This is a genomic window from Candidatus Nitrospira salsa (genome assembly GCF_965152625.1).
The window spans coordinates 517,105-531,473 of sequence record NZ_CBCUCO010000003.1 but is presented as its reverse complement, the minus strand read 5'-3'; the positions used below and the strand labels follow the sequence as shown (position 1 = coordinate 531,473).

8 protein-coding genes and 2 tRNA genes are annotated in these 14,369 nt (G+C 47.7%); 6 read left to right on the top strand and 4 right to left on the bottom strand.

Annotation, left to right across the window (positions count from 1 at the left end; translation table 11 throughout):
* The first annotated feature begins 26 nt into the window (after window positions 1–26).
* Complete coding sequence (locus tag ACWQXP_RS13765) at window positions 27–1,331, top strand: replication-associated recombination protein A (RefSeq protein WP_454063446.1); 1,305 nt, start codon at window positions 27–29, stop codon at window positions 1,329–1,331.
* A 75-nt stretch (window positions 1,332–1,406) separates the two neighbouring features.
* Here the strand turns inward: ACWQXP_RS13765 and ACWQXP_RS13760 are convergent, their stop codons facing one another.
* Window positions 1,407–3,269 carry an ABC-F family ATP-binding cassette domain-containing protein gene (locus tag ACWQXP_RS13760; RefSeq protein ID WP_454063445.1) on the bottom strand — a complete coding sequence of 621 codons (1,863 nt, stop codon included), beginning with the start codon at window positions 3,267–3,269 and terminating at the stop codon, window positions 1,407–1,409.
* Window positions 3,270–3,370: 101 nt separating this feature from the next.
* A tRNA-Ala gene (locus tag ACWQXP_RS13755) sits at window positions 3,371–3,446 on the bottom strand.
* A gap of 336 nt (window positions 3,447–3,782) precedes the next feature.
* On the opposite strand from ACWQXP_RS13755, the gene ACWQXP_RS13750 reads away from it, so the two are divergent.
* The 3 genes from ACWQXP_RS13750 (at window position 3,783) to acuI (ending at window position 6,371) form a co-directional block, all read left to right on the top strand.
* Window positions 3,783–5,102, top strand: coding sequence for an adenylosuccinate synthase (locus ACWQXP_RS13750; protein WP_454063444.1), 1,320 nt, complete (start codon window positions 3,783–3,785; stop codon window positions 5,100–5,102).
* Between the two features lie 64 nt (window positions 5,103–5,166).
* Window positions 5,167–5,242: transfer RNA gene (locus tag ACWQXP_RS13745), tRNA-Lys, on the top strand.
* Between the two features lie 145 nt (window positions 5,243–5,387).
* Entirely contained in the window at window positions 5,388–6,371 is a 984-nt protein-coding gene (gene acuI, locus ACWQXP_RS13740; protein WP_454063443.1) for an acrylyl-CoA reductase (NADPH), read from the top strand.
* 226 nt (window positions 6,372–6,597) lie between these two features.
* Here acuI and ACWQXP_RS13735 read toward each other — a convergent pair whose 3' ends face one another.
* Window positions 6,598–7,179 carry a hypothetical protein gene (locus ACWQXP_RS13735; RefSeq protein ID WP_454063442.1) on the bottom strand — a complete coding sequence of 194 codons (582 nt, stop codon included), beginning with the start codon at window positions 7,177–7,179 and terminating at the stop codon, window positions 6,598–6,600.
* Window positions 7,180–8,105: 926 nt separating this feature from the next.
* On the opposite strand from ACWQXP_RS13735, the gene ACWQXP_RS13730 reads away from it, so the two are divergent.
* Window positions 8,106–10,727, top strand: coding sequence for a CHAT domain-containing protein (locus tag ACWQXP_RS13730; RefSeq protein ID WP_454063441.1), 2,622 nt, complete (start codon window positions 8,106–8,108; stop codon window positions 10,725–10,727).
* A gap of 737 nt (window positions 10,728–11,464) precedes the next feature.
* On the top strand, window positions 11,465–12,241 hold the full coding sequence (locus ACWQXP_RS13725; protein WP_454063440.1) for an OmpA family protein: 777 nt from the start codon (window positions 11,465–11,467) through the stop codon (window positions 12,239–12,241).
* 30 nt (window positions 12,242–12,271) lie between these two features.
* Here ACWQXP_RS13725 and ACWQXP_RS13720 read toward each other — a convergent pair whose 3' ends face one another.
* Complete coding sequence (locus tag ACWQXP_RS13720; RefSeq protein ID WP_454063439.1) at window positions 12,272–14,182, bottom strand: ShlB/FhaC/HecB family hemolysin secretion/activation protein; 1,911 nt, start codon at window positions 14,180–14,182, stop codon at window positions 12,272–12,274.
* Window positions 14,183–14,369: the final 187 nt, after the last annotated feature.

Below are 14,369 nucleotides of genomic sequence, written 5' to 3'. Positions count from 1 at the left end.
TTGCGTTTGCTAAGTGAGAGATGACGATGTCTACTTCCTCTGAACAGTCGAATCTGTTTCCGGCTGAGAATAAGGCGTCTCTGGTACCCGTGCCCTTGGCTGATCGAATGCGTCCTCGAGACTTCTCGGAATTTGTCGGGCAAGATGAGGTGCTTGGTGATGAGACGTCATTACGACGTGCGATCGAACTTGATCGGCTCCCTTCACTCATCATCTGGGGACCTCCAGGGTCTGGGAAAACGACGTTGGCCGGGTTGATTGCCCGCAACGTTCAAGGAGAGTTTGTGCCATTTTCTGCCGTATTGAATGGTGTTCCGGAATTGCGCACGATTCTGAAAACGGCCAGGCAGCGACGTACGGTCTCCGGGCAGAAAACGGTATTATTTGTTGATGAAATTCACCGATTTAATAAAGCGCAGCAAGATGCGTTTCTTCCTCACGTCGAACGTGGCGATATTACGCTCATAGGAGCCACCACGCAGAATCCGTCGTTCGAAGTGATCGCTCCCTTGCTTTCGCGTTCACTCGTCGTCACCTTGCGACAACTGTCTGGTGAGTCCATGGGACAGATCTTAGATCGAGCTCTGACGGATACCGAACGTGGTGTTGGTGCCGCCCACATTTCGCTCACGCCTGAAGCCCGTTCAATGCTCATTCGGTATGGCAATGGAGACGCTCGCTCAATGCTGACAGCCCTGGAGTTTGTCGTCAATCAATTGAAGCCTTTGGAAGATGTGCCTGCTCACATTGGGTTGGAAGCCGTAGAAGCAGCGCTACAGAAAAAGGCGCTTCGATATGATCGAGATGGTGAAGAGCATTTCAACCTGATCTCAGCTTACATTAAAAGCATGCGGGATTCAGATCCAGATGGAGCCTTATATTGGCTCGCACGCATGTTAGAGGGAGGCGAAGATCCAAAGTTTATTGCTCGACGTCAACTGATCTTTGCATCAGAAGATGTCGGGGATGCCAATCCGCAAGCTTTGCTGATCGCTTCTGCGGTGTTCAAAGCGACTGAAGTGATTGGACCGCCAGAAGTTCATATTAATCTTGCGCAGGGAACCACCTATTTAGCGTGCAGTGCCAAGAGCAATGCGTCGTATATTGGGTTGAAAGAAGCCATGAAGGATGCGAAAGAGTTTGGCAATTTACCTGTCCCTCTCCATCTTCGAAATGCGGCAACGTCATTGATGAAGGGCATGGGCTATGGTAAAGGGTATCGATATGCTCATGATGATCCTCAGGCGAAGACCGAGCAAGATCATTTGCCGCAAGAATTACAGGGAAAGCGATATTATCGACCAAAAACTGATGACAAGGAATCCAATTGACCAACAGGGGTTTTTTATGTGTAGAAACTGGCGAGATGACTTCTGGAAAATACGACGTGCTGTTCCTCATCATGTTCAAGATGTGAGTTTTTTAAATTGTTCTTTGGACGTCTCTAATTGTGTTGAGAGTTCAGACCACTTGGCTGTCAATTTTTCAAGTTCGTGTCCCCATTTATCCCGTTCCTGGTGTAGTGTATTCCACCGACTATAGTCTTGGTATGTTGTGGGATCCGCGAGTTCTTTGTCTCGTTGGGCGATATGTCCCTCAAGCTTGGTAATTTCTTCTTCAGCTTTACTCACCTGTTTTTCGACCCGTGCCACTGTTTTGGAGAGTTCACGTCGAGAAGGGCTTTTGATGGAGGGTTCAGCTGATGATCCATTGGAAGATTGGGGCTTGGGTTGTTTGGACTGACTATGCTGTTTCGTGGGTTTCGCGACATCAATGGGTTGCGTTGATTGTTTGATTGATTCCCATTCCTGAGCGCGTTTCCAGAGGTAGTATTCGTAGTCGCCAATGTAGTCCCTGGCTTTTCCCTCATCAATTTCTACAATGCGTGTCGCGGCGCGAGAGAGAAAGACGGGGTCATGCGAAATGAAGACAATAGTCCCTGGGAAAGTGGAGAGGGCATCGGTGAGCACATCGACTGAGGTTGGATCGAGATGGTTCGTCGGCTCATCGAGCAGTAAGGTGTTGGCTGGTTCAATCAGCATTCGTGCCAGAGCCACGCGATTTCGTTCTCCTCCACTGAGCGCTTTGATCGGCTTTTTTTGATCATTCCCGGAAAATAAAAACACGCCTGCAATGCTGCGTAAGAAGTTCATTTCGACTTGGGGCGCCGCTTCTTCAAGTGATTCGAGTATCGAATGTTCGGGGTTGAGAATTTCGGCTTGATGCTGTGCAAAGTAATGCACAGAGACTTCGTGTCCTAACGTTCGCGAACCTTGTTCAAATTCCAAGACGCCGGCCAAAATTTTGAGGAGCGTTGATTTTCCTGCCCCGTTTTCACCAACCAGTGCAACTTTTTGTCCTCTCGCAATGGAAAAGTCAATCCCTTCATAAATGACTTTTTCCCCGTAGGCTTTATGAATATCTTGTAACTCGATCACCTGCTTCCCGCTAGGCCGTGGTTCTGGAAATTTGAAGCGAATGCGTTTCCCGTCACGCTTACGATCGATGAGTTTGACTTTTTCCAGTTGTTTGATGCGGGATTGCACTTGGCTGGCCTTGTTGGCCTGGTAGCGAAACCGATCGACGAACGTTTGAACGCGCGCAACTTCCTTGGCCTGCCGATTCGCGGCTGACGTTTCTTGGGCATCCCGTTCTGCCCGCAATTTTTGAAAGCTGGTGTAGTTGCCACGATATTCTTGGATCGTGTAATTCCGTAATTCCCAGATGTGCGTCACCATTCGGTCTAAAAATCTTGTATCATGACTGATCATGACCAGCGTCATTCTGGCGGATAACAGAAAGTTTTCGAGCCAGGATTGGGTCGCTTGATCGAGATGGTTCGTCGGTTCGTCTAACATGAGGACATCCGGCTCCGAAAGCAGTAAATGCGCCAGAGCCACACGCATACGATATCCGCCGGATAACGTGCTCATGCTCCTGTCCCAGTCGCCTTCACCCAACCCGAGTCCCGCGAGGATTCGTTTCGCCTCATGTTCGGGGTATTCGTTCCGGTGGGTGGCCTCAATAATGGTTCGACCGGGAAGGGTTTCGAGCTCTTGGGGGAGATACCCTATTTTTAAGTGAGGACGTTTTCGGACTCTGCCTTTGTCCGGGTCGTCAGTTCCGATGATCATGCGAAGTAATGTGGTTTTGCCTGTGCCGTTGGGGCCGACGATCCCAATTCGAGTATCAGGGCGCAGGTGAGCCGAGGCCTTGTCGAATAAGGTTTTTGTGGGATATTCCTTCGTGAGGCTTTCGATATGAAACATGGGTTAACGCATTTTTCCTATGATACGGCGATCTCAGCGTTCATCAGAATGTAAACAGATAAAGGTGTAGCTCGCTGAAGAGTCTGTACTGAGGTATTATTTGGTGGAGCTGGCCGGGATTGAACCGGCGACCTCGTGAATGCCATTCACGCGCGCTCCCAACTGCGCCACAGCCCCACTCGCAAGGATGATGCTAACATGGGATGTGGTATCGGTCAAGGTAAGGAAACGCGTAAACCCTGGGGTGTACAGCGTAAAATGGTGAAGTGCGGAGGATGTCGTGGGAGGATTTTTGAGTGAATGACGACCAATCAAGCTTCTGCCCAAGTAAACCAAATTAAAACAACGTGTGGGTCTATCACCGGGGGGGTGGGCTAAGGGTTTGACTATGTTTGTATATTGACAAAGTTTATCGTGCGACATACGATGATACTGGCAGCTCTGGCAAGTCGTTTGTCAGAGCTTTTTTGTTTGTGATTTTTTTGCACAGGTCATCAACGGTAGGATGGTTCTATGGCGAATCTGATTGTAGTAGGCTCCCAATGGGGCGATGAAGGTAAGGGCAAAATTGTTGATTTGCTCGCGAAAGAAGCGAAGGTCATTGTCCGGTTTCAGGGAGGTTCCAATGCTGGTCACACGGTTATTACCAACCGGGGGACATTTATCTTCCATCTTGTTCCCTCAGGAATTTTATATCGAGGGAAACTCTGTGTGCTAGGAAATGGCGTCGCCATCGATCCCGGTGGATTCATCGAAGAATTAGATGGGTTAATTGCGAAGGGAGTCAAGGTTGGGCGCAATCTCGTAATCAGTCACCGAGCGCACTTGATCATGCCGTATCACAAGGCGATTGATCGAGCGGCTGAGGAAGCCAAAGGAGCTCGCCGTATCGGGACGACGGGACGAGGCATCGGTCCAGCCTATGTCGATAAGATGGCCCGCATCGGGATGCGCGTTGGAGATTTGTTGAACCCTCAAGGGTTTAAGCGAAAGCTAGAAGATAACCTTGTGGAGATCAATAGTCTGTTACGCCATATCCATAAGACCAACGGTTTTCATGTCGACAAAATTTATGAGCAGTATATGGGCTATGCGCAAAGGCTGCAGGGATATATTGCCGATGTCTCGCTTCTTTTGGAGAAGTCGATCAATCAAGAGAAACCGATACTCTTTGAGGGTGCACAAGGCACGCATTTAGACATCGATTTTGGGACCTATCCCTATGTCACTTCATCCAGTTCCTGTGCCGGCGGTGCTTGCACCGGAACCGGGGTTGGACCCACGAAAATTGACGCCGTCCTTGGAGTGACAAAAGCGTATACCACTCGGGTCGGGGGAGGGCCGTTTCCGACGGAACTCACCAACGAAATTGGTGAAAGTCTCAAAGCTAAGGGGCAAGAATTTGGTGCAACAACCGGGCGAGCTCGCCGATGCGGGTGGTTTGATGCACTCCTGCTTCGCCATGCTGTCCGCGTCAATGGCTTGACGTCCTTAGCCGTGACGAAGCTTGATGTGCTTGATGGTTTCAAAGAACTGAAGATTTGCAATGGCTATCGATATCAAGGGAAACTCTATAAAGAAATGCCCGAAGACCTCGATATCCTGGCAAACTGCACACCGGTTTATGAGCGATTCCCGGGATGGACGACCGATACCACGGGGATCACTGTCTACAAGGCCCTTCCGGTGAAGGCCAAACGGTATTTAGCTAGAATCGAAGAACTGACTGGATGCCCGATTGATATGATTTCAACTGGGTCGAAACGAGAACATACGATTATTTTGAAGAATCCCTTGGTTACCAAAAAGAAAACGTCAAAGTCTCGCCGTTGATTCTCACACCTTTGCCTGAGTTGTTTGACAATTCCCAGGCGGGTTGTATAGCATCGCCAAAGGTGAGCCGCTAGCTCAGTTGGTAGAGCATCGCCCTTTTAAGGCGAGGGTCGAGCGTTCGAGCCGCTCGCGGCTCACCAGTTTTTTTGGTGAGAAAAAATAAATTTTCTTCTCTCTCTGTCCAACAGTTTCGATATTTTAATCAGGCTCAAGTCATGAAATATTTTCTCTTCAATCAATCGATCTGGACTTTAAATCGAGTCTGACCCCTATTTACTATTTATCATGTTTAAAGCTATTTACATCGATCAAGCAGAAAATAGGTATTCGGTTGCTTTGACGGAATTGGAAAACAGTGCACTGCCGGAGGGTGAAGTCGAGGTCGCTGTGGAATACTCGACTCTGAATTACAAAGATGCGTTAGCGATTACTGGCAAAAGACCAGTCGTGCGAACCTTTCCCATGGTACCGGGAATTGACCTTGCCGGTCGCGTAACCGAGAGCAGGGACTTTCGTTTTGAGGTGGGGGATCGTGTGCTGCTAACCGGTTGGGGTGTCGGTGAGTGCTATTGGGGTGGACTTGCTCAGTATGCGCGTGGGAAAGCCGACTGGTTTCTGCCACTTCCTAATTCTTTTTCCAGTTTCGACGCGATGAGTCTTGGAACTGCAGGATTGACGGCGATGCTTTGCGTGCAAACACTTGAGGCCCAGGGCGTAACCTCGAACAGAGGAGATATTCTGGTTACTGGTGCGTCGGGTGGAGTGGGTTCGATTGCGATCCAACTGCTGGCCCATCGTGGGTATCGGGTTATCGCATCGACCGGTCGGTCTGATAATAGAGATTTTCTTACAAGCCTGGGAGCAGCTGACATCATTGATCGTGAAGAACTGAATCGCACGAATCGACCGTTAGGCAAAGAACGATGGGCTGGTGCGGTTGATGTCGTGGGTGGTCAGACATTGGCAACCGTCTGTTCCCAAACTGAGTATGGTGGTGTGGTCACAGCATGTGGCCTAGCACAGGGCATGGAAGTTCCACTGACCGTTGCGCCGTTTATTTTACGAGGAATATCTTTGATTGGTATCGACAGTGTGTATTGCCCGACGGAAAAACGTCGAGAAGCCTGGAGCGCACTCGAAGCCGAATGGGATAACACACAGCAACAAGGAATGATCACACAAATCACCCTCTCCGAAGTTATCGATCAGGCTCATACACTTCTAGAGGGAAACGTTCGAGGCCGCATTGTCGTTGATGTCAATGCCTGAGCCACAACTCTTGATTTATCCTCAGAAAGTAAAATTTATGTTGGCAGGTAGCCACTTAATGTCCAGGACCGGGTTGGAGGGAAGCTATTTGGTTGAGAGAGAGCAGATAATGTGAAGATAGTATGAATAGGGGGGCTTCTTCATAGGTATCTTCATTTCCTCCTTCGTGATTGTTGCAAAGCGATGTTACTTTGGGAAATGCTCAGGAAATGGCTCCTTAAAATACTTATTGGTTATGCACAGTGAAATTTTTAATCTCACAATTCAATGACTGCGTTTGCTTGTGAAGTTGATCTAGTTCCACCCCTTCAAAACTTTGAGTCGCATTGGTCTCGACGATGGCATAGAGTGTTTCTGTATGCGTGCTGATTTTTGTGCCGGTTGGAGCAATTTGGTCGCATGAAATAGAAATATCCTTCAAGGCGTATGTCGTCGGGTTTTCAATCACAAAGTCGACAACAATCAAATGACCTTTTCTAAAGTGAGCTTTTGTTGTAAGTTCAAGCTTATTGGCAATTTGATCAATGAGTTGAAGCTTAAGATTCAATTGCTGAATTTGTCGTTGATGTTCGTTAATCTCTCCCGTCACCTTCGCTCGTAACGCCTCCCAACTAGTTTTCGTTCCTTTATGTTCAATGAAGGATGATGCGTGAGATGGATCGCTGGGAGTCGCTGGTGGTGAAAGTTGGCCGGGTTCCGGGAACGATGTATCCACGGTAGAAGTAGAGGCTTCCATCATCTCTGGCGTGCCGGTCTCGACCCCAGAACTATCCGGCTTTGAATCCTCCCCCACAATTTGTTCTTCCATAACTGGACTCTCGGTAGTGTCCTCCCAGGTGCGCATGTCTAGAGGCACGCAGGAAGTTAGCAACACACAACAGAAAGGAAGAGCGTTCAACACAACTTTTCTTATTCTGTAAATCATACCGTCACTCCTGTAGTACTTTGTCGTTGATGATAGTGGTCACGCATAGGGCTAATCTATGCAGTAAAAAATATCATGAATAAATACCTTCCTTAAATTGCGTAGCCCATCTTCACGATACGTGATCTATTTCTTTATTAGTATGTGTTGAGGAACGCAAACGTAATGCCTATGTGTATGAAAAGTGGATTTCAGGTGCGAACTGTGTACCAACGAGATATCTGTCTACGACAGTGGGCAGCATAAACGAGGTATTTTCTTGTGTGGAACATGACATGCTGAGTCGTATCGTATGTGCCTTACCTATCCAGGTTTGACAGGAAAATACTGAGGACACTATGAAGTTCCAAGCTGTTTAGGTGTATCCAATCAGATACATAGTGTATCCAAAGAGATAAATGTCTGGCAGGTAGAGTAGCTTACTCACAAAGGATGGTTATCTCGTCGTACTCGACATGAAGGCTAAGGAATAATGGATAAGTAGAAGTAAACGGACACTGCCACACTGTTAGGAAGCGATGGCATATCAGTTGCTTATTTCTTTTCTTGGATGTGTATGCAATCTCATAGTAATTGCGAGACGCCAGTATAAGACCTTGAACTTATCTCAGTACTAACAAGAACCTGAAATAATTGAAAATTGGTCAGAGTAAAATGATTGCTATTGTGTAACGTTAATTTTACAATTTTGTTCATTCCTTCAAATGAAGTTATGTGGCATAGAGTAGTCAGTTTGAGATTCCTGTGGACGGAAGAGTGTGGTCTAGTCGAAGATGATCGATGAGAAAAGTCTTTTCAGGGAGGCGCCAATGAAGTCCAGTTCAACATTAAAACAAGACAGAACGAATCGGAGCCTTGATGACCTGATGAATGTAAACAGCGTTGAGAATTTTCCCGACTGCTCCTATTTCCATCTTCCTATCTATGGTTGGCTTATCGTAGGAGTGCTCGCGTTGTGCACACTTGGAGTTATAAGCCTCGTCTTTGCTCAAGACACGTCTGATATAGCACCTACCGCTAGCGAGTCCATGGCGAGCGGGGAGATTCTCTACGATCAAGGAAAATTTAACGAGGCTGTATCGAAATGGACGGAGGCAGGTCGACAATACGAACAGGGTGGGGATGATCCAGGGCATGTCTCTTCACTTATTCATTTAGCGCAAGCATTTCGACAGGAGGGGCAGTATGAAAAAGCACGCATACTCCTGGATCGTGCGTTTGAGAAAGCCGGGCCGTTGAACAATGCCAGGTTGAGTGCGCAAATTCTGGAAGGCTTGGGAAATGTTTACTTTGGGTTAGGAAAACGAAAAAAAGGCATTGAGTTGTTTAACGACGGATTGAGCATCGCACGACTAGATGGAGATTCTGAAACCGCAGCAGGTTTGCTCAATTCTCTAGGAAATGTGCTCACGACCTATAATCGAAATACGGATGCTATTGGTGCTTATACAGAGGCGGCCGTGCTGGCAGAGGCGACAAATAACCCGCGCCTGGAAATGACGGCGCTCGTCAACTCCGTGCGTGCGGCCATGCAACAAGGGCTGCGTGTCAATGCAGAAGAACGACTGGATTTAGCAGGTAGAAAGGTGGCGTTACTTGATGATTCGCATATGAAGCTTCGTGGCCTTCTCTCGATTGGGTTATTCTATGACGACCTTGATTCGGAATACACGTCACATCAGATCTCCACGACTTCAGCCTCAAGCAGCTCAGGGGCAAAAGGGAGTCGAGGAGCTGACCGAGGAATCAGAGTGGAGCCTGGAGCTGGCCCATCGGTCCTCGACGAAGTCATTGTTGTCCCTGAAATCGCGGAGCCTCTTCAACGCGAAAAATTCGACAGAGAGCTACATCAGCCAAGAGCTGAACCGGGTGTAAGTTCAGAAGGTAAGAGTTTGCGACTGCGTGCACTGGAATCATTTCAGTCAGCCGCAAAGCTTGCGCGACAGCTTGGTGATGCACGAGGTGAATCCTATGCGTGGGGTCATATGGGAAGATTGTACGAAGAAAGTCAACAGTATGATGAGGCCTTATCCGTCACAAGAAAAGCCGTGACGTTAGCTCAAAAAGCGATTGCTCCAGAATCTCTCTATCGATGGCACTGGCAGACTGCGAGAATACAGAGAGCGAGAGGGAAATATGATGAAGCTCAAGCTGCGTATCACCGAGCCATTCTCGCGTTACAGCCGATTCGCCAGGAAGTCTCTGTCGCCTACCAGGGACGGCGTCAGTCATTTCGTGAAGGTGTCGGTCCATTGTTTTTTGAGCTTGCAGACCTACTCCTAGAACGAGGGAAGGAAGCAGTGGAAAAGGGTGAGTCGACCTCTTTTCTTGCAGAAGCTCGTGATACGATGGAAAAATTTAAAGCGGCAGAACTTCAAGACTACTTTCAAGATGAGTGCGTGCAGACGGCGCAATCTTTGAGCACAACCTTAGAAACTGAAGCGCCAACCTCTGCCATTATCTATCCCATCATGCTCAAAAAGCGATTGGAACTCTTAGTGAATTTTCCGAACGGGCTTAAGCAATACACTGTGCCAGTTGGTGAGGAAGCGATTGTTACCAAGGTCAGAACGCTGCGTGAACGGCTCCAAGATCCAGTCGGCGGTGGATATCTGTCAGAGGCTCAGCAACTGTATGATTGGCTCATTCGACCATTAGAAGAAGACTTACAGGAAGAAACGATTGATACCTTGGTCTTCGTTCCAGATGGTGCATTACGAACAATTCCGATAGCAGCGCTTCACAATGGGGAAAACCACTTGATTCAAAACTTTGCGTTGGCCACGACACCAGGATTGACGCTGACAGATCCCAGTCCGATTAATCGTGAGAAGGTGAATATGTTGTCGCTCGGTCTGACAGATGGTGTGCAGGGATTTCCACCGCTGCCGTATGTTCAACATGAGCTAGACATTATTCAGGAAGTCTATGGTGGCAAACAGCTACTGAACCAAGAATTCATGGTGGCAAACATGCGAGAGGAATTAGAAGACAGTGACTTTACGATCGTCCATATCGCCTCTCATGGTTTAGTAGAGAGTAACGTCGAAGATACATTTGTGTTAGCGTATGATGAGAAGATCACCATGGATCGTCTTGCAGATTTGGTCGGACTGTTTAAATTTCGGAAGACCCCGCTGGAACTTCTAACGCTGAGCGCGTGTGAGACGGCGGCTGGAGATGACAAGGCGGCACTAGGCTTGGCGGGAGTTGCTGTGAAGGCAGGCGCTCGGAGTGCCTTAGCGACGTTGTGGTTTATCGACGATCAAGTGGCTTCTGATCTCGTCGGAGAGTTTTATCGGCAATTGCAAGATCCGTCATTGTCAAAGGCGCAAGCCCTTCAGCGAGCGCAGATCAAAGTGTTGGAAAATCCGAAATATCAACATCCTAATTATTGGTCACCATTCTTGCTCATCAATAATTGGTTATAATGTTTTGTGTGAGTGCGATCGATTCACCTCTCCAAGAATAGCGATCGGCTAGCTTACCCTATCGTATCTGGAAAGATAGAGATTCCCAGCTCTCTAGTGTGCAGTCACAGTCGATACTTTCACGTAAAACTCAAGACACGCGACGTCCCATTTCTAAACAATCTACTGACTCAACTCTCCAATCTTCTTCGTTCTTTTTCATTGACGGGTTCTCGTCAAAACTGATTTCTCAATACAGCGTCCTCTCCGCATTAATTGATGCGAAAGATGGATACCGGTTAACCCCTGCCCATACCATTTAGGGCACTATAGCGAATCCAAATAGGTTCCAGTGGTGTGCTCAGGCCATGAACGTACAACACACTACTCATCATATCTGTTCAACCTTCACTGAGAATTCCTATGGACATTCAACATGGTGATCATAGATGGCCTCAGTGGATACGATCGTTCACAAGACCAAGCGTAACTAATGGACAATCTATGATGGCGACTTAACCCTTTTGATGCCTTTATTACAGGTATCTAAGTACCTTAGCGTGATTACCCACGTCAAAATTAAAAGTTAATTGAATTGGCTATAGGCCCCATTCCCGTTCACACAGATCACTTCTTGTCAAGGCAACATCGAGCCGCTTTGCGCTTAAGTTCCTTCCCGAACTCCCGAAAAAGAAAGAGAGGGGATAGCAATCTCTTGATTTCAGGAAGATCGCTAGGAAGGGAGCACGCGAGCCGGAATGCGATATGGATACAAACGAAATCAGCAAGCCAGATTTGGCTCTCTGTTCATTGCATGTTTTCTCTTTTTTGCGATATTCCAACCTTTTCCGAGTGACCAATGGATCGCCCATGCGGATGATTCGAGCGATGATGTTACTCATTTCATGCTGCAAAATGAGGTCGTCACTCCACTAGCAATAGTTTCAGTATCTACCAGCAAGCTGCCTAAGCATACCGAAAGATCCGTCACATTATTTGATCTCTATGTTGATGAAGAGCGTCCTTATATTACAGGGGACGCATCGAAGTTTATAGAAGAAAGTCTGGAGGTACTTGACTCTCATCGTCACGCAAAACTATTAGTTGAAACCTATTGTGATCAACGAAATGCCACCGCGTATGGGATGGCATTGAGTAACCAGCGGACATGGCAAGTACGAGAGTATGTCCAATACATGGAGATTCCAAACTCTAGAATATTAACAACAAACTATGGGAAAGAAGATCTCCAATGTCCTGAAAAAAGCACGGTCTGTTGGGAAGAACGAGTTCGCGTACAATCGGCTTTCAAGTATCTCGCCATCAGTCAACCAAAATTAGGATGCTTAGTCCGTTTGGGGATCATGGGGGTAAAAAAAGAATTCCTTCCACTCTCCTCGACTGAGCAATCTCAATTTCTTCAGAAAATTAAACTGGCACCAATTCATCAGCGAAGACGTCTGCGACGATATGTCTATCGTACCCCCTCAAACTCTCTCTCTCATCCTTCTCAAAAAACAACTGCGCATCGATAAAAGAACAACTGCTGTTTCATCTTGACAATGTTATAAGATCTCCAGGACAACTTGGAAGTGAACGCCATGATCTTGCAGATTCGTGTTTGAATCTATTGAACCTGGGATGGGTCGTAATTGTTGCCCCCAATAGATGTTTGCATAGGTATGTTGAAGCAAAGGAATGGACGTCTGGCGGAATGTAAATCTCAACCCTGCACCGACACTTGCGAGGGTCTCCGGCTCCGTTTCGCCCTTCGCATTCCATGAACGCCCGACGTCGACAAACGGAGCAAACTGTACCGTCTCTAGGCCAAATATGGAGGGGAGTACTGGAATTCGTGTTTCAACGGTAATTAATGCTGCATTATCTCGTACGAGAGAATTTTCACGATAGCCACGTACCGTGAATCGGCCGCCCATGGCATATTGTTCGAGTGGGAACAATCCGTCATTGGACAATTGCAGATCCATTCGTCCAATCAATTGAATGCCAACGGGGTCAAATCGATGCGCGCCTTGAACCTGTCCAAGCCAAGAGAAGAAATGGGTATCAGGCTGAAACTTTCCGGAATTGGCCGTGGCGTCGAGCGTGTCAATCCCAAGACTGAACCGTGAACGTGCCGACAGCACTTGATTAGGACTGCGATTGACCCACTCCTGAGCAAACCGTAACACAGAGATCACTGCTTTCCCTTGAGCGGTTGTTCCGGGAGTAAAGGAAAACGGAATGCCGAGCAAGAAGTTCTTGTTTCGTAAACGTTCCCCAGTCAAGGTGACGGCAAATTCTTGAGACGGTGTCCGATACACTGGCTGCCTGATGGATAAAGAAAATATTTGGGTTTCACTTTCAATATTCAATGGACTAAATCCTGCATTTTCAATGACTTCAAAATCGTTCTTCCGATACTGAAAGATTAGAGTCGTGTCCCAAGGGGTAAAGGGCAGGGCATAGCTGAGATCAATAAGCGGGTCGACCCCGTCTGAGCGCCCGTAGGTAAAGCTCACGGAATCTCCCAGCCCGAGTGGATTTAAATGTGCAACTGTGGCGAGTCCACGCTCGGCACCGACGGTCGGGGATTGGTAGTTATTGAATTCGAGCCACGCCTTCCAAGGACTGGTTTCTTGAACGTTGACATTCAGGACACTTAACCCGGGTCCGAGTCCAGGCTGAAGTTCAGAGTTGATACGAGCAATGCGTTGATCTTGGAGAAATATTTGTAAGCGATCGCGAAGCTCGTTGAGATTCACCGGCGGGCCAGCGCTTTGCCGCAATCGACTGCTAAAATAAAAAGGTTGAAACCAATCGGTCCCTTCGACGTTAATGTCAGAAAGCTTGCCTTCGATCATCTGAAACGTAATAATCCCATCTGATGCTGATTGGTCTGGGAGTATGGCCCCCGATGTAATGTACCCTTTCTCCACGTAGAGCAGAGTGAGGGCACGACGCAGTTCCTCCAATCCTTCCGTAGTCAGTTCACGATTAACATACGGCGCAGTTACCTCAGCCAACTCTTGTGGCGATACCGCGGTACTCCCCACGACACGAACTTCTTTGACGAACACGTGAAGAGGCGGAGCTTCTCCCTCTTCTAGCGGAAGCGGTGATACAGGTGGAAGAATTTCTGGCTGTGTTGATCGTGGTGAAGGGGGAACGGTCTCTTGAGTAATGGGAGGCGGTGTTCCAAATATACCGCGAGGGTCGGTGGAGGGAGGTAGTTCTCCTTGAGCCTTCTCAAGAGCCAGGAGAATGTTCGGACTTGATACGAGGGTCGTGAGTACAACAAGGGTACGAATGACAGATCGGCAGATTGAGAATCTGCGATTTTCCCATTCAGATTGTCTCTGGTCGGTGTGTCCAGAGTGTGGATGATGAGATTGATGATGTAAGTCGTACGTATAAAGCCAATCAACACGTGTGAATTCAGTGCCCTTTGCCATCGTGTCGCGACGTGGTTGCATAAGCGCTCCTTCGCTGTGGACGGGAAAGAATTATACAAATGAAATATATAAAAACATTTCATCAACTCATCGCTGTGGAATGGATAAGTGAGCGATTCACAATTCCCTCGAGCTCAGCAGGCTCTCTATCGGAAGTGTGAAACGCATGTCTAAGAAAATATATGAATGGCTTATATATTCGTATCCG